General features: G+C 32.3%; 19 protein-coding genes. 6 read left to right on the top strand and 13 right to left on the bottom strand.

What is annotated here, in order from left to right:
- Positions 1-467 precede the first annotated feature (467 nt).
- The 3 genes from BAQ48_RS19510 to BAQ48_RS19500 all read right to left on the bottom strand — a co-directional run bounded on the left by BAQ48_RS19510 (position 468) and on the right by BAQ48_RS19500 (position 7611).
- The gene (locus tag BAQ48_RS19510) at positions 468-4295 is read right to left on the bottom strand and encodes an SIR2 family NAD-dependent protein deacylase (protein WP_071712456.1); all 3828 of its coding nucleotides are present in this window, start codon (positions 4293-4295) and stop codon (positions 468-470) included.
- A 186-nt stretch (positions 4296-4481) separates the two neighbouring features.
- The gene (locus BAQ48_RS19505; protein ID WP_071712455.1) at positions 4482-6056 is read right to left on the bottom strand and encodes a protein kinase domain-containing protein; all 1575 of its coding nucleotides are present in this window, start codon (positions 6054-6056) and stop codon (positions 4482-4484) included.
- A 55-nt stretch (positions 6057-6111) separates the two neighbouring features.
- Positions 6112-7611 carry a PIN-like domain-containing protein gene (locus tag BAQ48_RS19500; protein ID WP_071712454.1) on the bottom strand — a complete coding sequence of 500 codons (1500 nt, stop codon included), beginning with the start codon at positions 7609-7611 and terminating at the stop codon, positions 6112-6114.
- Positions 7612-8369: 758 nt separating this feature from the next.
- On the opposite strand from BAQ48_RS19500, the gene BAQ48_RS19495 reads away from it, so the two are divergent.
- Complete coding sequence (locus BAQ48_RS19495; protein ID WP_071712453.1) at positions 8370-8915, top strand: hypothetical protein; 546 nt, start codon at positions 8370-8372, stop codon at positions 8913-8915.
- A gap of 51 nt (positions 8916-8966) precedes the next feature.
- Here the strand turns inward: BAQ48_RS19495 and BAQ48_RS19490 are convergent, their stop codons facing one another.
- Positions 8967-10622 (bottom strand): multicopper oxidase family protein, encoded by a 1656-nt coding sequence (locus BAQ48_RS19490; RefSeq protein ID WP_071712452.1) that lies wholly within the window; start codon positions 10620-10622, stop codon positions 8967-8969.
- Between the two features lie 366 nt (positions 10623-10988).
- On the opposite strand from BAQ48_RS19490, the gene BAQ48_RS19485 reads away from it, so the two are divergent.
- Positions 10989-11624: a pentapeptide repeat-containing protein gene (locus BAQ48_RS19485; RefSeq protein WP_071712451.1), complete on the top strand. Its 636-nt coding sequence runs from the start codon at positions 10989-10991 to the stop codon at positions 11622-11624.
- Positions 11625-11722: 98 nt separating this feature from the next.
- Here BAQ48_RS19485 and BAQ48_RS19480 read toward each other — a convergent pair whose 3' ends face one another.
- Positions 11723-13006 (bottom strand): aminopeptidase P family protein, encoded by a 1284-nt coding sequence (locus BAQ48_RS19480; RefSeq protein ID WP_071712450.1) that lies wholly within the window; start codon positions 13004-13006, stop codon positions 11723-11725.
- Between the two features lie 200 nt (positions 13007-13206).
- Between BAQ48_RS19480 and BAQ48_RS19475 the strand changes: the two genes are divergently transcribed.
- Positions 13207-14190: a F510_1955 family glycosylhydrolase gene (locus tag BAQ48_RS19475; RefSeq protein ID WP_071712449.1), complete on the top strand. Its 984-nt coding sequence runs from the start codon at positions 13207-13209 to the stop codon at positions 14188-14190.
- Positions 14191-14205: 15 nt separating this feature from the next.
- Positions 14206-14922, top strand: coding sequence for an urease accessory protein UreH domain-containing protein (locus BAQ48_RS19470; protein ID WP_242660479.1), 717 nt, complete (start codon positions 14206-14208; stop codon positions 14920-14922).
- A gap of 55 nt (positions 14923-14977) precedes the next feature.
- Here BAQ48_RS19470 and BAQ48_RS19465 read toward each other — a convergent pair whose 3' ends face one another.
- A complete protein-coding gene (locus BAQ48_RS19465) occupies positions 14978-15883 on the bottom strand; it encodes an HPP family protein (RefSeq protein WP_071712447.1) in 906 nt (301 codons plus the stop codon).
- Positions 15884-16134: 251 nt separating this feature from the next.
- Here BAQ48_RS19465 and BAQ48_RS19460 point away from each other — a divergent pair, with 251 nt between their 5' ends.
- Positions 16135-16365, top strand: a complete 231-nt coding sequence (locus BAQ48_RS19460; protein WP_071712446.1) for a DUF896 domain-containing protein — start codon at positions 16135-16137, stop codon at positions 16363-16365.
- Between the two features lie 47 nt (positions 16366-16412).
- On the opposite strand, the gene BAQ48_RS19455 is transcribed toward BAQ48_RS19460, so the two are convergent.
- The 6 genes from BAQ48_RS19455 to deoC all read right to left on the bottom strand — a co-directional run bounded on the left by BAQ48_RS19455 (position 16413) and on the right by deoC (position 21175).
- Entirely contained in the window at positions 16413-16895 is a 483-nt protein-coding gene (locus BAQ48_RS19455; protein ID WP_071712445.1) for a CcdC family protein, read from the bottom strand.
- A 15-nt stretch (positions 16896-16910) separates the two neighbouring features.
- Entirely contained in the window at positions 16911-17306 is a 396-nt protein-coding gene (locus BAQ48_RS19450) for a DUF2871 domain-containing protein (protein WP_071712444.1), read from the bottom strand.
- A gap of 146 nt (positions 17307-17452) precedes the next feature.
- Positions 17453-17848: a cytidine deaminase gene (locus BAQ48_RS19445; protein ID WP_000358532.1), complete on the bottom strand. Its 396-nt coding sequence runs from the start codon at positions 17846-17848 to the stop codon at positions 17453-17455.
- Between the two features lie 33 nt (positions 17849-17881).
- Positions 17882-19183 carry a pyrimidine-nucleoside phosphorylase gene (locus tag BAQ48_RS19440; RefSeq protein WP_001983022.1) on the bottom strand — a complete coding sequence of 434 codons (1302 nt, stop codon included), beginning with the start codon at positions 19181-19183 and terminating at the stop codon, positions 17882-17884.
- Between the two features lie 36 nt (positions 19184-19219).
- Positions 19220-20401 (bottom strand): NupC/NupG family nucleoside CNT transporter, encoded by a 1182-nt coding sequence (locus BAQ48_RS19435; RefSeq protein WP_000876170.1) that lies wholly within the window; start codon positions 20399-20401, stop codon positions 19220-19222.
- Between the two features lie 102 nt (positions 20402-20503).
- Entirely contained in the window at positions 20504-21175 is a 672-nt protein-coding gene (gene deoC / locus BAQ48_RS19430; protein ID WP_001017444.1) for a deoxyribose-phosphate aldolase, read from the bottom strand.
- A 157-nt stretch (positions 21176-21332) separates the two neighbouring features.
- On the opposite strand from deoC, the gene BAQ48_RS19425 reads away from it, so the two are divergent.
- Positions 21333-21695 (top strand): hypothetical protein, encoded by a 363-nt coding sequence (locus BAQ48_RS19425; protein ID WP_071712443.1) that lies wholly within the window; start codon positions 21333-21335, stop codon positions 21693-21695.
- A 48-nt stretch (positions 21696-21743) separates the two neighbouring features.
- Here BAQ48_RS19425 and BAQ48_RS19420 read toward each other — a convergent pair whose 3' ends face one another.
- Positions 21744-22691 (bottom strand): sugar-binding transcriptional regulator, encoded by a 948-nt coding sequence (locus BAQ48_RS19420; RefSeq protein WP_071712442.1) that lies wholly within the window; start codon positions 22689-22691, stop codon positions 21744-21746.
- Positions 22692-22864 lie beyond the last annotated feature (173 nt).

The raw sequence follows: 22864 nt of genomic DNA, 5'->3' as shown, positions 1-22864 counted from the left end.
CGATAATTCACAAATTCCGAATGTATATAATCTATTACTTTATCCCAATTTTCACCTTCAAAATAACTAAAAGAATATTTGCTTGTAGAAACGTACCTTTTGAATTGTAACAAACGTAGAGCTGAAAAATATTTTCTTCATACATATAAGGCACTAATGGCTTGTTTTCTGTCTCTATTTAAATGTAAAAAAGCAAAGGTGAATTATTTATTTTATAAGATTTAGTCAAAAATATCTTTCAAATTTTTATTTATCAAGAACAGAAAAGAAAGCATTTTGAAGTACTATATAACATTAAAACAAGTGATAATAAATAAGATTTTCAAAATAAATAACTTATCAATAGTGTTACACATCATATTAATGAAGGTACAAGGATTGCTTTATATCCTTTAGAAAAAATCGCAAAAGATATTAATAAAAGTCACCCCTTTAGATACATCATATCTAAAGGAGCAAAACTCTTGTTATTCTGTTTTGTTTAAAAACAAATGTAAATGCCTTCTTACTTCTGGTAAACTATCAGTTTCACATATCTCTTGCCACTTAATTAATATATTTGGTGTACCTTTTCTCTTCTCTTGAAACACTTTATAGGCTACACCAGCCAACCTCACACATAGTTCTCTATATATTGCATATGATGATTTAGGAAACAGTTGAAATTCACTCTCTTTTGTTAAAACCTTTATATCTACTTCTTCCATAAGGTACTCCAAACCTTCTAACACAGAATTCCAGTGCATCTCATTCAGTACATTAGGGAAATACAGTATACAATCCCCTATGTCTCCTAATAAGTTATCTAATTTAGGTTGACGACGACTATAAACTTTATTTATCCAATTGTCAAAAAGAATATTTGGAATTTCTGGTGCAATCCCTCTTCGCTCGTATATAACCCAATGTAAGCAACCTTTACTTGAATACTTGACTCTATTTTTATCACTTGACTCTAAATCTTTTTTTAACATTTGATATACATAATCTATATCGTAAATCTTCAAATGTAAGGTTGCCGGAAGAACATGAGAAATTTGAATTCCCTTTCTTTTAAGGTCTTCAAGTAATTCCTTTATCTCCATTTTGATTTTATCATCAATACTCTTTAATTTTAAAAATATTACGGTAACCATTAAATACGTAAGATTATACATGTGAGTTTTAGGATTTTCATGAAAATCATCTTCACCTAATATATTAAATTTCCCCTTTTCCTTCTCCCACCAAGCCAACACTTTCTTTAACAATATTATACAATCTTCTTCACTGTAATTTATATCCGTCTCACTCTTTAGGTCTGGGAATATGGAAGGAGCGCTATTAATCCATTCAGTTACAAATTGAGTGAATTCACTACCACCACTATATCCACCAAATTCCGTGAAAATTCCTGGTATATCTTGCTTCACTATCCAATTATAATAATCCTGTTTAACCTGTTCCTCATCTTTTTTAGGCAAACGTAAAAAGAAACTGTTAAAAAATTTAAAAGTACATGGTAACTCCGTCTTCTGGTCAATCCGACTGTATAAGGCCTCAGCAAATTCCTCACACTGTCTTTTTGTTAACCCACAAATTTCAAATAAACTATTTAACCTTACTATCGCATTATCCCTTGCAGAATTGTTGAAATCTCTAACTAATTTTATTAACCTTATAATGGCATTATCCCAAGCTTCATCCGTTCGATTAACCTTATAATTTCCGCTCCATTTTATGTGTCCAAAAGGCTCAAACCACCTTGGCTTTTTCTCTAAATCAAACCCTTCTTCTCCAATTATCGGGAGTTCCAGCAACGTATTTAATTGTTGATATATTTCCTCATCACTCATGTCATATAATACTCTTTTAAACATGGAATTCAATTGAGAGTGCACAAGATGGAATTGTTGAATTTCCTTTGACTTATACATTTTTATCATTAAATTAAAAACTTCTTTCTTTTTCTTTTTTGAAAACCGGAAATATATCCTAGATATAATTTCTATTAAGTTAGGTAAGAGCCTACTAGAAAAACTAGCAATATTCTCTTCTTGAGAAATCCTACTCATCGCTTGCACAAGCGATGGAACAAATAATTCATAAAAAACTTCAACTTGCTCTTTTGTTAAAGAAACAATAAATTCCCTTGTAAATATTTTCTCGATTTCTTTGGTATCTCCTGTCCTAATTAAAGCACTCATTGCTAGCAAAGGTGCAGAATGTTCTATCCATTTTGTTGCATTTATAACAGATTTTTTATACATCGTTACTATTCCACATCTTTTAGGCATAGCTACTTCTTCAAACAAACGTAAAAAAGCAAAAGATAAACGTATTTCTTCTTCAAAAACGCTTCCATAGGAATAATGGCGCTTTATTATTCCTGGGTCGAACCCTTGAGTAACACTAACATTTCCTTTCCATCTAGGAACAGAGTCTTTTAATAAAGAATCCATTATTTCCACTTCTTGAAATGGATTACATTTGTATTGTGAAAGTTTTGTCCATCTATCACGATACTCCCCAAAATCATTTTCAAGATCACCATTATTCTTAATACTCCTTAATAAAACCATTGTCCATCCTTCTTGAGAAAGTAAAGAAACATCTACTCTATTGGCCTGTAATCGTATACGAATATCTTCTAAAGCTTCTTCACACTCTCTTTCAGCTTCTCTCATCTCACCTAATTCAGCAAGTATAGATGCCCTTTTAACCTGCCAAAAAGGAAAGTTTTTATTTCTTGGCCATTCTTTGAAAACACGCTGAATACCTTCCTGATCCAATTTGAACAAATTAAAGAGTGCTTTTTCATAGTACCACCTTGAAGTCCACTCAGGACTTTGCTTCACAACATCCTCAATGGTATCCATCCAATAATCAAATTCCGCTACTTTATGATCCCCTCTAACTTCTCTTATAATTGCGAATATTAATTCCACCCAACACTTTTGTAAAAATTGCCAATCAATAGTTGATGTCAAATTCGACTTGAAATCTTTTAATTTTTCCTGATTTCTATATATATTTTTAGTTTGAAAGATTGCATTAAATTTCTCTATGATTACAACCATTTTACTAATATATTCAGTGTATAAGGGTACTAGTGAAGTCTCAATTCTCCAATTCAACTCATATAGAAGCATTAGTGCATCTACATAAGTTAACTTATCAAGATTATTCAGTATAGGATTGATTGCTCTACCAGTTTCTCTCCAAAGGCTATCTCGATTGTTTTTAGGAGTAATTATCCAACCGGGATGTAATATATGTATATGCTTCCAATCCTTTAAAATTTTTAATAGATCCTTTTCTTCGACGTTTTCATCAAAACCAAAATCTATGCTGATATTTGGAATATCAAGATTTTGCACAGGAATATATGGCAAATCCTCATGCTTATTATGAATAATATTTTTTACATTAGGCCACCTTAACACGTCTTCTCTTCTACCATATTTTAGATTTAATAAAAACCATTCTAACGCTTTTTTATGCTTTAATATCCCAGGATATTTATAGTCTGGAAATAAAGGCGAAAAATCAATCGGAGTAATTCCTCTTGCCTCTAACATTCTCCTTTGGGTAGAGGAAACAAACCCACAAAAATAAATAGGCGGAGTATTTTTACCTAAATTATCTCTTACCCAACCTATCCAATTTAAGAAATTCGGATCATCTCCCGAAAAGCCAATCAAACATAATACATTCTCCATAATTGTTTGTTGTACCATATTAACAAACGGAGCATAATTTATTGGATAAGTTCGATAGTCCTCTTCACTAAAAATAAAAGGGCGATGCGAAGGAAAACTTCCATGTAATTTTACTATCCTAGGTTTCATACGATTTGGAATATCTGAGGTATTTAAAACTAAATTATATTTTCTATCATATATGTATTTTGTGGTTCTTTCTAAAAGAGTGTCATAATTTGTGGTATAAACATCTGCCCACGGCAAAGACAACAACACTTTATGTAGGTTACCCGGTACATAATTTTCATCCGGTAGAGAACTTATAATTAATTCGTCAAGAGCTTGTCTTCCAAAAACCTCTTCATATTCACTCGCAAGTTTCAGAACATCTTGATTATAACTGTCACTATAAGGATATAATTCAGCTTTCATTTTTTCTCCTAGTTCATTCCAGAGTAAAAACGCGCCTGAATTATCTGATATCTTATCGGCGTTCAGACTAAAGCCAGCTCCCACCATTATTGAAACATTCCCATACTCTCTTTCACACCAAAGATTCTCTCTTATTTTTTCAATATGATGTTGGTCAGGCAAATAAATTTCATTTTCCATAATTATCCATCCTTTTTAGGTAATAATTTTACTATTACATCACAATCATCAAACGTCTAAAATATAATTACCCTTGAAAAATACCAATATTTTAAATGGATTAAGTTGTAAAATATGGTTTAATATTAAAAGATATCGACTTGCTTATTGCTATTTGAAAATCGATACTATAAGCTATTAATCCGTTTAAGGGAGTAGGAAAACACCATCGTCTTGTATATTACTCTCTAACTCTCCATCTGTCATAGCTCTAATTTTTTTAAGTTTTTTAAATAGGTCATCTTCAAATGGATTGTGATGAGCGATATCCCAAAAATAAGGTTTTAATATTTCATGATTATACATATATTGTAATAACTCCATATACTCTCTGAAATCATCTGCGTTAAATTTGGAATGTCGCCCATCATAAGTAGTACTAATTTGATTGTATATAGACCCTTTAGGAACAATTAAAAATGAACCATTAAACCAGCGCTTAATACTAAATAACGCTTGTTCATCGTCTTCTCTATACGGTTCATACCCTTTATTATTGTTGATGATTAAATCTTCTGATGCTAATACCCTGAAATCATTGAGGTATTCTTTTATCATTTTTTCTTGTTCTGCAATACTATCAGGATATATAGGATTTAATTTTTCAAACTCTAAACGGAAATAGCTAAACTCTGGATCTTCATTTGGTAATTCCCATATTAACCTTTTTATTTTAAAAACCTGCGACATGTTAGGTCCAAAATTAAGCATAACCATATCTTTTTCTATATCATCAAATATTTCAATACCTATTGAATCCATTCCCCCACCATCATGAATAAAAGTATGATTGAAGTTTACAATAGATAATTGCTTAAGAATGTCTACTACTTGAATTTTATCTCTCCAAATTAATGTACTTGGATATTTTTGATGAATAACATGTTGTTCTATAAATCGCCAACGGCTTTTATCAACTTTAGCATTATCTCTAGAGATTTCTTCCCACGCTATTAGTCTATTTAAAAACTCCTCAATTGTGGGCCTTTTCTCTGGATTTTCAGCCGTTGAATCCATTAATAATTGGTATAATTCTACAAAATGTATTGTTTCATATTTATTTTGTAATTTGTTATTTTCAAAACAATTAAATTGGCCATCAAATGCAAATATTTCTCTAGTAAGTATAATCCAAAGGGTTTTTGCAAATGAATACACATCTGCTGGTCTAGAATCGCTAACTAACGAAGGTGTTCGCATTTCAGGAGCCATTGTTTTTCGATTTCCTATAGGCTCATTATCTCTAGTTATTCCCTTTTTTTCAGGAAAATCAATCAGTCCAAAATCTCCAAAACAATATTCATCCTGATAATATAATATATTTTCTGGCTTTATATCCCGGTGAGCTATTGCTTTAGAATGTAACTCACTTAATGTTGTTGCCAAGCTTTTAAAAATTGCTATTAAATCATAAATATTATTACATTCCTCAATTTTTTCTTCTAAAGGAACTGCTATGGGCATTACAAAATAATAATCTCCCGTTTCTTCACAGGGCAATTTATAATCTAATACTGGTATTATCCCTTTTTGACCCTCTTTAAATAATTTGTGCACTTTTATAGCTTCAGTTTTAAATCTTTCTATTTTTGATTTAGATCTATTCTTATTTTTTAAAATTTTGACTGCAAATTCTTCTTTAGAATCATCCTGCATTAGAAAGACTCGTCCATTTCCACCTTCACCAAGTTGTTTAATTCTTTTATAATTAGAGTATCGCATTCATTAATCTCCTTGATAATAATTTCTATTTGGCTTACTCAATTAAGTTTTAAAATTAATGGTTTTTATCACAATCAATACAATAAGAACCTGCAAGTTTACCAAATTCAAAAAACTTCCCACAATCTGGACATCCTTCATATTTGAAAGAACAATTCTCACAAATATTTTTACCACTATGAGTAATATATTCAGCTGAATTCTTATTACAATCCTCACATATTTCTTCCCAGATATCCTCATCAATTAATCTAGATTCTCTTTGAATATCTAGAACATCAAATCCATTGATACTAATTTTGACTGTATTAGGATCTATAAAATTATCTTTATCTATGGTAATAGCAAATTCAATAGTTATTGAACCTGCTAACTTTAATAATGCCTCATATGAATGTTCATATTCTTTTGAGACAAGCTCATGAATTGTAGTACCAATATAAGTTTCAAAACTCCCCTCTATAATAGCTTCTTTATTATCAAGGTCTATTGTATTTATTTCAATCTCGGGCATGTAGCATGAATTAATTACGACATTTGAAAGTACGTTGTTTACAAAGGTTTCAACATCATCACTATGATTCAGGTAAAAAGAAAGACCACTTCCATGTAATATAGTCCTCCAATCCAATTCCGATATTAAATCTAATATAATTGAATCGGCGTTCATCTCTATTTGAGTTTTATTGTCAATCATAATTTGATTTATTTTTGAAACATACTCTATAAAATTATTGCGACTCATCAAAACAAATTGTTCATCACTATGTTCAGAGAATTCTAAAGTCAATTCTTCTCTTGGTTTTAATGGTACTTTATTTTTGTCTAAAACCCACCAATCTTCTTTAAGCTCTTGAGTAACAAGTATTATTGGATTTGTGATGGAACTAGCTTTTTTTAAAATCTGCTTCCAAAGAATTAAATCGCCAAATTTTTGTCTATTAGTTTCATCTTTCTCATCTTTTTTTAAATCCTCATATCCAGGTGGAATTTTATATTTATACCTTTGTTCTCCCTCAGCATACAAGCTCAATAATGTAGAAATATTAAACGGAGCCCCAACATTTCCATGTTTTTTAATTGTATCTATAAATAATTGAATTTTATCTGTACTAAGCATCTTTTTATTTTGCTTAATCTCTTCTTTAATATCTTCTTCATATTTTTTTGCTTCATCACATATTAATGAAATCATCTTATTAATTTTAACTTCCAATGTGGTCACATGCGGGAATTTAAATTTAGTGTACTGAGCAAAGCTCTTTGCAATTTCATTACGTGCTTTCGTCATAGTTGATTCAACTTTTGCTGGCACATCTTTATATTTATTGTACTGACCATTTTTTACCTTTTTTTTATTTTTATCAAACTCTTCCAAAGTTTGTGCAGGGATCCAAAATTGGTCTACCGGAATAGAATTCATTACTTTTAAAATATCTTCTGTAGTATCTGAAGAGCATTTATAAAGATTTAGAAATATATTAGTATCAATAACTATAATAGGATCCTTCCCCCACACTTTTTGAAAATCTTTGAATGAATATTTATTAGTCACTTATGTTCTCCTTCCCTTAATGAGTGTAAGCTTCTATGTTAATAAGTTTCACTGAATCACTTGTCAAATTGTATATTTTTATATATTATTATTAACTCGATCTTTATCTTAACCGTAATAATAAAATTATATCACGCTAAAGTTATCATTGTGTCAAAATTTACAAATAACCTAGTTGTTCTATGTGCTTTTATGGGATTTATTCAATAAATAAACTCATAAAAAAACCCTTATATTTAAGTCATTTCATAGATGTTGTTATTTTTTCCCTTAATATACATTTTTGTTATTTGAACTATTCCATAATAATGGTCAAACAAATATAGCCCTCTTAATCCTTTATATACCAAAGGTTAAGAGGGCTATAAGAAGTGTATTTATTATTGTTTGACCATGCCTATCCATATAAAATAATTAATTTCATTTTATAACTCCCTATCTGTATTCCAGTGTTACTTTCATTGTATATATGTTTAGAAGCGATGATAAAACAGCAATCTTATTTATCATTCGCGGGTTACCCCGGGTAACGGGATAACTATAATATTATACGCTTATTCTTTATTGCTTCACAATAGAAACTCATTATATAACAATTTCTTTCACATACTCACAAACAAAAAAGACGCTCTGAAACATTAAGCGCCTATTTGCTTACATTCATGAAATTGTGCAGATAATATGCAGATTTAAATAAGCATAAGTACTCTCCAGATGAACATATGATGGAATGAATGCTAGGACAGGGAGGTATCATAATGTTCACTTACACACTAACTGCCTTAATACTTTGTTTTATCTCGATTTTTATTACATCATATGTTTCTAAACGCAGGGGTACCCTAATGGAGTATATGGTATTTATTATGTCTTTTAGTATGAGTATCGGTTTAAGTACTGGTTTTTATTTTGGGATTCTCTTTAAGGGAGAATTACTATACTCTACTTTGCTTGCGATTTCAATTAGTGCATTTATCGGCTTTTTAGTTGGTCTACGTTTTCACCTATATACTGCTTTAGAAGGAATGTTCTCTGGATTAATGGCAAGTATGATGGGAGCAATGATTACAGAAATGTTAAACCCTCAACAAGCTCATGCCATACTTTTCATTAGCCTATTACTCACTATAACGATAACTATGTCATGTATGATTCAACTTTTATCAGAAACCTTTTCTACTTTTATCCAACGGCGTTTTTTGTTATTACTTTCAATTAGTGTGATAATTATCGTTGCCGTATTCGTGACATTCCCAGATCATACCCCCCCACCTTCAACCGTGCCTGATCAGCATATGCATTAACACTTGCAATAAAAATGAATAAGCAGCTATCCATAGGATAACTGCTTCATATTATTCTGGCTTATTAGGAATGTTTGGGTTTGGAACATAGTCAGATTTATAATCTGTATATTTCACTTCCGTTACCATCCCTGCTGAAGCATGATGTAGGTCGTGACAGTGGAACATCCACTCACCCGGATTATCAGCTACAAAGGCTACTTCATATTCTTCTCCCGGTTTTAAGTTCAATGTATCTTTTACAATTGGAGAACCTTCTATCATTTTCCCATCTTTACTCAACACCTGGAAGAAGTGACCATGTAAATGCATTGGGTGATCATCCATTTTAGAACGATTTACCAATTTCACTTTTACTAAATCACCCTTTTTTATTTGAATTGGGTCAATATCCGGAAATACCTTTCCGTTAATTGTATATACCATTTCATTTCCATTCATTTGCGTATTTAAGTCCATATTATATGTGGCAGTATACTGCTGATTTAACGTGAAACCACCTAATTTTTTAGCACCATATTTCGTCATATCTAATTTCGATAATTTTTCTTTTTCATCTGCTTTATCTTTCATCTCTTTGCTACCATCATATTTAATAACAGCCTTCATTCCTTTTGCATCTTTATGTTCTGAATGGTCTTCAACATACCATTTCCCAGGATTATTAGCAGTAAACTCAACATCATAACGTTCACCCGGTGCAATTGAAATTATTTTATCCTTTATAACTTTAGGATTGTTTATTGGTTGACCATCTGTTGCAATTACTTTTATATCATGACCGTGAACATGTATATCATGTGATAGATAACCAGCATTAACGAGTCGCAGACGAACTTTATCTCCCTTATTCACTTTCAATGGCGCCACTAAATCACCACTTTTTCCATTGATTGTGAATAAATTATACATACTCATATCATGACCTTCCATCTTCATATCTCCATGGTCCATTCCTGCCATATTACCAGAGTATTTTTTATCACTACCCATGTTCATACCAGAATGGTCCATGCCCTTCATATCATCATTCTTTTTTGTATTATCATTATCCATACTAGATTTTTTACTGTCTGCTTTTTCTGTTTTTCCTTTTGTCATTTCTTTTAACTGTTTATCAATCTCTTCTTTATCCGTTACCCATTCATCTAACATTAATGTGTAATCTTTATCATACTTTTCATTTGTATCTTCTACAACGAGAGCACCATATAATCCTCTATCTAATTGATTTACAGAATCTTGATGCGAGTGATACCAGTACGTTCCTGGTACGTTCGCTTCAAATTCGTAAGTGAAACTTTTTCCTGGTTCAACTGCATCTTGTGTCACGCCTGGAATTCCATCCATGTTATTTGGGACAGGATACCCATGCCAATGAATAGATACTGGTGCAGATAATTCATTTTTTAATGTCACTTTCACCTTTTCACCTTTTTTCACCCGAATTTCTGGACCAGGAGATGAGCCATTAAATGTCCAGACCGGAACAATAACACCGCTACTTAATTTTTGCTTTTCTTCTTTCGCTATTAAAGTAACTTCTGGTCCTTTTTCAACTTTCAATGGTTTTGTTGCTGTTTCAGTCTGTGATGTTTTTTTTGCATTCATGTTTTTATGATCATTTGTTGTATTTGTGGTCACAGAACATGCAGCAATTAAAGATATTACAGAGACTGTAACAGCTGTTAATACAAATCGCTTCATGGAAAATCCCTCCTTTTTCTTTTTCAAAATCATTATAGAAGAGGATTTTCAAGAAAATAAGGAGTTGTAATTAGACCTTACGTAAGCTAATTGGAAAATTACTAAAAGCGGAGACTTTACAAGAGGCGAATATTTTAGAAATACAAAATGCTTTCCTTGTAACGACTATATTAGCCGTTCTCGTATTTGTTTTGACGTTATTTCTTAAGAAACCGTAAGACTGCTATTATTAAATAAGAAAAATGTAGCTAAAATGCTCTTCACAAAAGAACTTAGATTTTTGTATAATAAGAACTAATGTTCCTCACAAGGAGACAATGGACTCAAATTACACAAATATATCAAATAGAAGAGGATTGATATACTATGAAAATTGATAGACCAAAAATTTCACCAGAGTTATCTTCAAAGAATTTTCAAGATATTTTTTATGAAGAAGATCCAACGTTAGAAATGTGTGAAATTATCGATTCCACTTTCGAAAATGAATCGGTGGATAGAGTGCGACTATATGATGCAGTGATAAAAAACTGTAAGTTCACTAATACAGACTTTAGCAATATTGATATTACAGATGTTTGTTTTGAAAACTGCGATTTATCAAATGTTAATTTAAGCAATTCTTCTGTTCACAGAGTCGAATTTAAAAACAGTAAATTAACCGGGGTTAATTTTACAGAATCTAGCTTAGGAAATGTTAAATTTGAGAATTCCATTTTGAACTTAGCTGCATTTGGAAATTCTAAACTAGAAAAAATCATCTTCAATGAAACTTCATTAAATAATGCAGATTTTTTTGACTGTAAACTAAAAAAAGTTGAATTCCAATTTTGTAGCCTTGACGAAGCTAATTTTGATCAGACATCACTGAAGGGAATAGATATTAGTTCTTCTAATTTTGATACACTGACAGTTTCAGTGAACGATTTAAGAGGATGTAAAGTATCTACATATCAAGCTGTTCAGTTTGCAACCTTATTGGGGTTAATAATTAAAGATTAGTATTTCGAAGGTAAACAGAACCCTATCCCGAATCATGGATTTTAATCGTCTACGATTCGAGGTAGAGTTCAAATCAATTAGTGGTGACTTTTTTCTTATTATTTAACTACAGCTTGATTTCCTTTTACATTTTCATTATTTTCACTCATAAACTCTTCAATCTCTTCAACTTCTCTAATGATATCTTTTGACAAGTTTTCGTGTCCGTCTTTCGTTACAAGAATATCATCTTCAATACGAATGCCGATCGATTCTTCTTCAATATAAAGACCAGGTTCAATTGTTATAACCATACCTTCTTCTAACACTCTATCTTTATATGTTCCTACATCATGCGTATCTAAACCAAGGAAATGACTTACTCCATGATAATAGTATTTTGATAACTCTTCGTCTTCTTGAATTAAACCAATTGCTTTACACTCTTCTGCTAGCACCTGTTTTGTATGTTCATTTAATGCAGCAAACTTTACTCCTGGCTTAATAAGTTCAGTTGTTTCTTTCAATGCTTTTAATACGATATTATATATTTGCTTTTGGCGACTAGAGAATGTTCCACTTACTGGGAATGTATAACTAATATCAGCGTTGTAATAGTCTTTTTGAGCACCTAAATCCAGCAGTACTAAATCACCATTTTGAATTTGTGCATCATTGTCTTCATAATGCAGGACTGTGGCATTTTTACCACTCGCCAAAATTGTATGAAACGCATGGTGTTTAATACCTGATGATTTCAGTGTAAAATCAAAATGAGCTTCTAATTCATATTCCATCATGTCTGCTTTTGCATTTTTTAACACATTGTAAATACCATCTTTCGTTACAGCAATCGCTTCTTTAATAATTTCAACTTCTTCTTCAGTTTTAAACACTCGTAATTCACAAATATTCGGATATACATTACCAATTGTTACGTGCGGGTATTGTTCTCTTATATGTTTAGCAAACGTTAAAACTTTTGTCTCCGTACCATTCCACTCTCGGCGCTCTAAATCTAAATATATGTGCTTCGCATTTTCTGTAAAAAGTATATTTGACATTGTCTTTTCAAAGCTATCTAAATATACAACTTTCTTTACACCTGAAATTTTCTCTGCTTCTTCACTAGAAACTGTTTTACCAACCCATTTTTCCATTACTGGATCTGATTTTTCAATGAAAAGTATTTCTTCTACACTATTTCCAAACTTCTTCAACATGAAAATAACATTCGGCTCATCGATTCCTGTTACATAGTAAAAATTTCGATTCGGCACAAACTTATAATGTCCATCAGCTGACATTTGAGGTGCTTGTCCAGCAAATAAAATAGTAATAGACTCGTCTGGTAATGTTTTCGTTAGTCGTTCTCTATTTTGAGCAAAAAATGTTGATTTCATAATAATCCCCCTAGCGTTTTATGTATGATTAAAAAACTAATTATCTAATCAATTCATTTTATTATTGTTATAATTTTTCGTCAATTAATTGTGTTTATATAGAAAATCTGACTTTCATTACTAGGCACTCATCACTCCATAATTTCTTGACATTTATTCTATATACTTAAAATCTCATATATAGGAAAGGAGCCACAACTTTGAAACATTATGTAGCAACAGGTTTAGCAATTACTTCTTTATTCATAATTACGGGATGTTCTAGCAACACCGAAACAGCACCCGTGAAAAAAGAAACGGTGCAATCTCAGCCAAAAAATATAGAAACAGCAAATACGAGTCCACAAGACTTCTATAAAGAAATTACATCTGGAAAAATTGAGCACATTCACGGAATTGGCTATGCAGGAAATATGGCTGGGGTTTCTATCGCCACTCATAGCGGGATAAAAGTTTATCAAAATGGAAAATGGCTTGAAACTAAAACTGGACTACATGATTATATGGGCTTTCAGGCAACGAAGAACGGGTTCTTTGCCAGCGGTCATCCTGAACCAGGAGCAAATTTAAAAAATCCTTTAGGATTAATGAAAAGTTCTGATGGTGGTAATACTCTCGAAAAGCTAGCTTTTTATGGAGAATCTGATTTTCATAACCTTGCTGTCGGATATAATACGGAAGCAATTTATTTATACAATGAACGTCCAAATTCTAAATTACAACAAGGTTTTTACTTCAGTACGAACAATGGACAAGAATGGAAAACTAGTAAGTTGAAGGGGCTTTCAAGTGCAATCCACTCCTTTTCAGTACATCCAAATCAATCTAGTGTAGTCGCGGTAAGTGCTAAAGACGGTGTTTACTTATCTACAGATTACGGAAATACATTTGAACTATTCTCTAAATCACTTGAATCGACCGCAATTACATTAAGTAATGAAGATGTTATTTACGCCCCTATTAATAGGCAAATCGTAACGAAGAAATCAATTGCTACAAATGAAGAAACAAACATACAAATTCCACCTTTAGATTCTAAAGATGCAATTATGTATATTTCACAAAACCCTCAAAATTCAGCTGAAATTGTATTTGCTACAATGAAATCAAATGTGTTCCTCTCTACAGATGAGGGTAATACGTGGAAGCAGATTGCTAAAGAGGGAACATTCCAATTTAAGTAGAAGGGTGAATATAACGTGTTTTCAACAATTAGTGAATGGAGCTATCAACTCATGTCTCCTTTAATGGATGCCGCGAATGCTACGAAATCTGTACCTCTTTTATTTTCGTTTTTATTAGGCATAGTAGGTACCCTTGCTCCTTGCCAATTAACAGGAAACATTAGTGCTATTACGCTTTATGGTAATCAATCTTTACAAACAGGACATGCATGGAAACATATATTATTATTCACTTTAGGAAAAATAATAGCTTTTACGACGCTTGGACTATTCGTATGGTTGTTAGGAAAAGAAATTCAGCCAATATTAACTTTGTATTTCCCATGGTTACGAAAAATAATTGGACCTTTATTAGTTTTAATGGGGTTAATGTTGGCAGGTATTATAAAAGGAAAAAATCTCTTCTCGATCAAATTTATACGAAAACAAAATGAAGTTGGCTCATTTTTACTTGGATTTTTCTTTTCCTTAGCTTTCTGCCCGACTATGTTCGTTCTATTCTTTGGAACGTTAATCCCTCTATCTTTCTCATATAATTATGGTTACTTGTTTCCGACATTCTTTTCGATAGGAACTGCTCTACCTATCGTTGTATTAATGTTCATTGTCTCCTATCTTGGATTAAATGGGACACTACTAAAAAAGAGCCGAAAAATAGGAAAAAGCATTCAACGTATAGCAGGTGTCCTACTCATTTTAATTGGGGTTTATGATACTACTCTTTATTGGTAATACATATAAAAAGGTAAGTTCAATTCATTTGAGCTTACCTTTTTGTAAATTATATTTAACTCTTCTGCTTCATCTCCCACTTTTTATACAATAATACTGCACCAAATAAAAATACCCCTGCAACAAATGAGCCTGCTGGTAACATTTTTATCATTTCATCAGGAAATACGAGCGGTAATAACGGAAATGCATAGGCTGCTGGAATACATACTCCAACGATTTTTAATAAAATAAACATTAATATCATATTTAATAAAGTGACTACAATCCATGAATCAATTGCAAAATACAATAAAGTTCCAACAGTTGCCGATATAGTTAATACGAGTATTTGTTTAAAAGCCATTTTTTCATTGTACATCGGTTTTTGAAGTGATTCATACACAACAACTAATATTGGTGGAATAACTGCTAATTGTTCATAACCAGTTATCCAACATAAACTGATCCACACGAAATTTAGTATGAGAAATACAATCATATATTTATACTGTATATGCACTTTTCGCTCAAGGCCTTGGTTCAATTTAAATATAAGAACTCCTATCATTAAAATAAAGGTTAAAGCGAAAACAGCGATAACAAATGACCATTCCGTCGCATTCGTTACTAAAGGTAATAAACCTGTCGCAATAGATGGAGCTAAATTAGATTGAATTATGCGTAGAAACAACATCATTAATACGAGTGTTAAACTTACTTTTCCTAAATAGGCTATATCTATTTGATTCACCATAAAACCAATAACAGCTGTTATTGACGGTGCAATAAAGATTTTATCTGGTTGTCTTAGCCATCCTGGCTCACGATATGCCCATAAAGCAACTGCCATTGCTGCTATTTCCGGCAAAATGACTTCCGGATCGTTTAATAATCCCCCCACTATTACCATTGCTAATATAAATATAAATGCAATGCTATACGAAATAATTGTTTCTTTCTTTGAAATGACTGCGTCCATTGTCTATACTCCTTCTATTTATGACTCTTACTTTCTAAAGTAAGCTAACTTCAATCCATATTATTTTTATACCCTACTACGGTATTGTATATTAACGATTTTTACATTTCAAGTATTAGTTTCTCCCTTCTCTTATTTTTACCATTTGAAAAGCTTTTTTATATACATTGACACTTTCTAAAAGATAGGTTACAATAACTATACATTAGTAAGTAACTAATGTAATTAAATTAAACTAGAGGTGAAAACAAATGCAAAACATTTTATTCCGTATTAACGAATTAGCAAAAAAAGAAAGAACATCTGGATTAACAGTTGATGAAAAACAAGAACAACAAATGTTGCGTCAAAATTATACAAAAACATTTCGTGGAAGCTTAGATTCCATTTTATTAAACACAAAAATTGTTGATCCAAATGGTATTAATGTTACGCCATTTGCATTACAAGATGCTCAAGATCGTTTGAAATTTAGTAAATGAGTTCCGGGCTAAAAAATTTCAATAAAACATAAAAAGAGCTGGATTTCCTATATAGAAATTCCAGCTCTTTTTAATGTTTTTTCTAATTTAGCAAACGAGCGATACATCGCAATTCTCCACGATACAATCATCGCAAATGCGAGTAAGAAAAACATCCCGCTTAACTCTGTTAAATCAATTGATTGACTTAAATACGATTTCATTGCTACTCGTACTGCTAATAACCCAACTAAAATAAATATAAATGCTTTAGACGGTTTCATATATATTTGTTCATTTCTTATTTCAAACTTCGTTGTTTTAATAAGAAATATAGAGAAAATAAGCCCTACAGTAATTGCTTCTACTATTTCTAATGACGTTAACCGAAACTCTGGTAAGAAGTACATCATAGCACCAGTACTCATAAAAAATGGTGGTAATATAATCTTCTTTTTCGTTACCGGTTTTTTCGCTGCTTTAAAACGTAGAAACATTACTCCAACAGCCATACAAACTGCTACGATACTTGATAAAAGTGCTATATTCATATCCTCCACTCCTACCTATTTAAAAGACTTTTTAAGCAAAATCATAAACCAAACGAGCCCGACACTTATAATAACATGAGCCAATCCAGCCATATGGCTTAAACCATTAAAGTCTGTTCCATTCACTTGTAAAATCCCTCTAAATACCATTGTAACGACAGTAAAAATTAATCCTACATTGTATACAATAAACCATGCATAAAAGCTTTTTGTTTCTTGTATTTGAAGTACCTTAAATAAAGCGAATGCAATCAAAAAGAATATGAATCCTAATACTAACACGTGCGTATGCACTAATTGCAACATAGTAGATCCTTTAATTCCTTGTGCTTTCGTATACTCTCTTGCAAATACACCTGATAATAATCCAATTATTAAGTAAATGAATGCTGCATTATATAATTTCTTCATTGTATTCCTCCTGCTGTAAACTTTCCATATTCGCTGCAATCATTTTATGCAAAGTTTATGAACGGAATATGAACAAAATATTACATTCTATTTTTGAAAATAAAAAATCCGTTCCACAACTATTAATTGTGGAACGGATTCTTCACTTATTTTAAATCTTCAATTGAGAAAGCGCCTGGTAGTAACTGTTCAACAGTCACTTCTTTTTCATCACCTTTTACATTCGTTAGTAATACTGGCATTTTCGGATCACAGAACTCAGCAATTACTTGTCTACAAGCACCACATGGTGAAATCGGTCCATCCGTTTCTCCTGTAATGACTAAGTAACTAAAATCGCGCTCACCTTCTGATACCGCTTTAAAGATTGCTGTTCTTTCTGCACAGTTACATAAACCATAAGAAGCATTTTCTATATTACAACCAGTATAGATTTTACCTTCTTTCGTAACTAATGCTGCACCAACAGGAAATTTAGAATACGGAATATACGCTTTTGATAACATCTTATTTGCTTCTTCAATATATTTTTTCTTATCCATATTATTTCCTCCTCAAAATAAATATAGTGATGTTTAGTCAGTAATAACTGTATGAACTAATTTAGGAGCAACTGCTGTTTCAGCGATAGAAATGTTCTCATAAATTTTAGCTTTTACATCTTCTACATTTTCTCGATTTGCATAAATCGTTACGAATGGCTCGCCTTCTTTTACTGCATCGCCAACTTTTTTACGTAACATTAATCCTACTGCTAAATCGATTTCATCTTCTTTTGTCGCACGGCCAGCACCTAATAACATAGCTGCGATACCGATTTCATCTGCAACAATGTTTGAAATAACACCTGAAGTTTTAGCAGGTACATCAATGACATACTTCGCTTGTGGCATTTTTTCTGGATTGTCTACAATTGAGCTGTCTCCGCCTTGATTGCTTAAGAACTCTTTAAACTTCTCAGTTGCTTTTCCGTTTTTCATAACTTCAATTAACATTTCACGCGCTTCTTCTAACGTATTTGCTTTTTTCGCAAGTACGACCATTTGACTTCCTAATACAAGTACTAATTCTGTTAAATCTTCTGGACCTTCACCTTTTAACGTATCAATTGCTTCTTTCACTTCTAGAGCATTACCAATCGCAAAACCAAGGGGCTGTGACATATCTGAAATAACAGCCATCGTTTGACGTCCAACATTATTTCCGATACGTACCATTGCATGTGCTAATTCTTTCGCATCTTCTTCGGTCTTCATAAATGCACCAGCACCTGTTTTTACATCAAGTACGATTGCGTCAGCACCAGCTGCAATTTTTTTACTCATAATTGAACTTGCGATTAAAGGAATTGAGTTTACTGTTCCTGTTACATCTCGCAATGCATAGATTTTTTTATCTGCAGGTGTTAAGTTTCCTGTTTGTCCGATAACAGCTACTTTGTCACGGTTTACAATATCAATGAATTGCTCTTTCGTAATTTCAACGTGGAACCCTTCTACTGCTTCTAATTTATCAATTGTTCCGCCTGTATGTCCTAAGCCACGACCAGACATTTTTGCTACTGGAACATCTAAAGCTGCAACTAATGGTCCTAACACTAATGTTGTTGTGTCACCAACACCACCAGTTGAATGTTTGTCTACTTTAATTCCTTCAATTGCTGATAAGTCAATTGTTTCTCCAGACTCCACCATTGCCATCGTTAAATCTGCACGTTCACGATCTGTCATATCTTTAAAGAAGATTGCCATTGCAAGTGCACTCACTTGATAATCAGGAATACTTCCGTCTGTATATCCATTAATAAAGAATTTGATTTCTTCAGTCGTTAATTCTTTGCCGTCACGTTTTTTCGCAATAATATCTACCATTCTCATTACAATCACCATTCCTTTTTATATGATATGAATCTATTAAAATAATAAGCCAACGATTGTTGCTGATAAGAAGCTTACTAATGTTGCACCGAAAAGTAATTTCAAACCAAATCTTGCGACTACATTCCCCTGCTTTTCATTTAAGCTCTTAACTGCCCCTGCAATAATTCCAATTGAAGAGAAGTTTGCAAATGAAACTAAGAATACAGATATAATCGCTGTCGTTCTGTCTGAGAAATTAAAGTTTCCTTGTGCTAAATCTGTCATAGCGACAAATTCATTTGATACTAATTTTGTTGCCATAATATTTCCGGCATTAACTGCTTCATGCCAAGGCACACCCATAATAAATGCAAATGGTGCAAATACATAACCAAGGATTTCTTGGAATGAGATACCAATTACACCTTTAAATACTGCATTGATGAATGCGATAAGAGCAACGAAACCAACTAGCATAGCTGCTACTGTAATCGCAACTTTAAATCCGTCTATAATGTATTCACCTAATACTTCAAAGAAAGTCTTTTTCTCTTCTTCTTGCACTTCTAACATATCTTCTTCTTCAGTAACTTCATATGGGTTAATGATAGAAGCGATAATAAAACCACCGAATAAGTTAAGCACTAAAGCGGTTACAACATATTGCGGTTTTAATAACACCATATATGATCCGACGATAGACATTGAAACGGTAGACATTGCAGATGCACATAATGTATACATTCTTTTCTCTGGCAATAATCCTAATTGTTTCTTAACTGAAATAAACACTTCAGATTGTCCTAAAATCGCAGAAGCAACTGCATTATATGATTCTAGTTTCCCCATTCCATTTACTTTACTTAATGCTAGACCGATAGATTTCACAATAATAGGTAATACTTTAATGTGTTGCAAAATACCTATTAAAGCTGAAATAAATACGATTGGCATTAATACACTTAAAAAGAACGAAAACTCTTTTTGATTTACTAATCCACCAAATACGAAATTCACACCATCAGCGGCATATTTTAATAACTCTCCAAAACCATCTGCTATTCCGCTAATTAATATATTCCCTACACTTGTATTTAATAATAAAAACCCCAAAATGAATTGTAATATAACCATCGTTATGATTGGGCGATATTTGACTTTTTTTCTATCATTACTAGCAAGCCAAGCGATACCTAAAATCAATACGAGGCCAAAAATACCAATTAAGTATTTCATAAGCCGTCTCCTCCCATTCGTATCCGCTTACATTTTTTAAAGTTGTTAAAGCAATAGATACACTTTACTTTGTGTATCTATTGCTTTTGACATCATTAATGATTAGTAGTTATCTGTAGCACCTTTTGCATCATTTAATACGATTGCAACACTAGCACTTGCTCCAACGCGAGAAGCTCCAGCAGCTACCATTTTATCTGCATCTTCACGTGTACGTACTCCACCAGATGCTTTTACACCAACGTTTGGTCCTACTGTTTTACGCATTAATGCGATATCTTCAGCAGTTGCTCCGCCAGTTGAGAATCCAGTTGAAGTTTTTACGAAATCAGCGCCAGCTTTTACTGATAATTCACAAGCACGAACTTTTTCTTCGTCTGTTAGAAGGCAAGTTTCAATGATTACTTTTACAAGAGCTTTTCCTTTTGCTGCTTGTACTACTTCATAAATGTCTTTTTCAACGAATTCGTTGTCGCCATCTTTTAAAGCACCTACGTTGATTACCATATCAACTTCAGTTGCACCTTTTGCGATAGCATCTTTTGTTTCGAATGCTTTTGTTTCAGTAGTGCTTGCTCCTAATGGGAAACCGATTACAGTACAAACGTCTACATCATGTCCAGCTAACTCTTCAGCCGCTAATTTTACCCAAGTTGGGTTAATACAAACAGAAGCGAATTTATATTCCTTTGCTTCCTCGATTACTTTCATAACATCTTCTTTTGTAGTATTAGCTTTTAAAATTGTATGGTCAATTAATTTTGCAATATTCATTGTCTTCACTCCTCATATCTTTTAACAACTTCATTCTAACCCTTAGTTGAACAAATGTAAATACACTTTTGAAATTTTGTTCATCATTTTGCGAAAAGGAATTTATTGAGAAAAATTGAAAATGGTGTAAACTTGTAAATGAAAGGATGTGAACCACTTGTTTAAGTCGAAATTCTTTATATTCACATTGCTAGTATGCACCTCACTATCCATATTTATTTTCCAAAAACGGGATGTTATTTTCCAAGAAGGTAACCCTATTCCATTTGCTTTAGCTATGGCTAAAATCGTTATTCAAAATAAAGAGATGGTAGAAGTAAGTTCAGTAGATGCTGAATCGCCATACTTAGTAAAACGCGGAAAAATGGAACCTTTTATCAATATGATGGAAGAGGATGGGTGGATTTTTGTAAATAGAGATATTATGGCTAACTCCCTAACCTTTGAAAAGGGAGATCAATCAAAGAGCGTTCCTTACAAATACTTTACAAGGTACTACACATTGATTTATTCATACTAAAAATAAAAGGCTTTCTCAAAATTAACATCTTGAGAAAGCCTTTTATTTCTAACCTTTTTGATAATGCAACAATTCTTTTGCTGTATGCTGATCGATAATTAATACATTTGCATACCCTCCACGTAACGCACCATCAATTGCTTTTATTTTTCTATTACCACCAGCAACTAAAATAGAGCGTTTCTTTAATTTCAGCTCCTCTAACTCAATTCCAATGGTCCGCTTATTAATTTCTTCGCTACTAATATTTCCGTCCCCATCAAAGAATCGTGAACAAATGTCACCGACCGATTGTTTTTTGAGTAAACTCGTTTCATCCTTATCGAAATAACCTAATCGGAATAATAGCGCTTCGTCTCGCACTGTTCCTACAGTGAAAATTGCAATATTCGCTTGTTTCCCCATTTCGATAATGTGATGAATATGTCGATCCTGCTCTACTAATTCTTTTGTCACTGCATTATCAAATATAACTGGAAGAGGCAGATTTCTTGGCGTCGTTTGAAATGCATCTGCAAATAAAGCTATCGTCTCATTCGCATATGTATTTACACTCGAATGACTAATACCACCTTTTAGCTGGACAACTTCTACACCTTTTACATGTTGCGGTATAATTTTTCTAGCGATTTCATACATCGTCATTCCCCAGCTTACACCAACGATATCACCGTTTTTAACCGTCTTTTCCATATACTCAGCTGCATATTTACTTATATACTCTGTAATCGTTGCATATTCTGGCACTGGAGAAAATACGACATGTGCCTCTAACAAGTTGTACTTTTCTCTCAGTAAATTCCCAACGTTATCTAAATCCGCAAATGGATCGGCTATACTAATTTGAACAAATCCTTTTTCTTTCGCGTACTTTAATAATCTAGAAATCGTCGGTCTTGAAATATTTAATTTGTTAGCAATTTCTTGCTGACTATAATCTGATTGATAATATAACCTTGCAACTTCAACGCTTAATTGTTGTTTATCTTTATCCATAGTAACTCATTACATATCCTTTCCTGTATTTCCTTTTCGTTACAAGCATTATACAGCTTTATGTAAGAAATTTCGACTACCGAATTTTATCTACCCATACTTCTACTACACTTAGTATTTACAATGAAACCTTATTATGTAGATTTACAAACTCAATATAGATACGCTTGAAA

The organism is Bacillus luti, from assembly GCF_001884105.1.
Lineage (GTDB): Bacteria > Bacillota > Bacilli > Bacillales > Bacillaceae_G > Bacillus_A > Bacillus_A luti.
The sequence above is the reverse complement of the archived record's forward strand: the minus strand, read 5'-3'. Positions and strand labels throughout refer to the sequence as shown.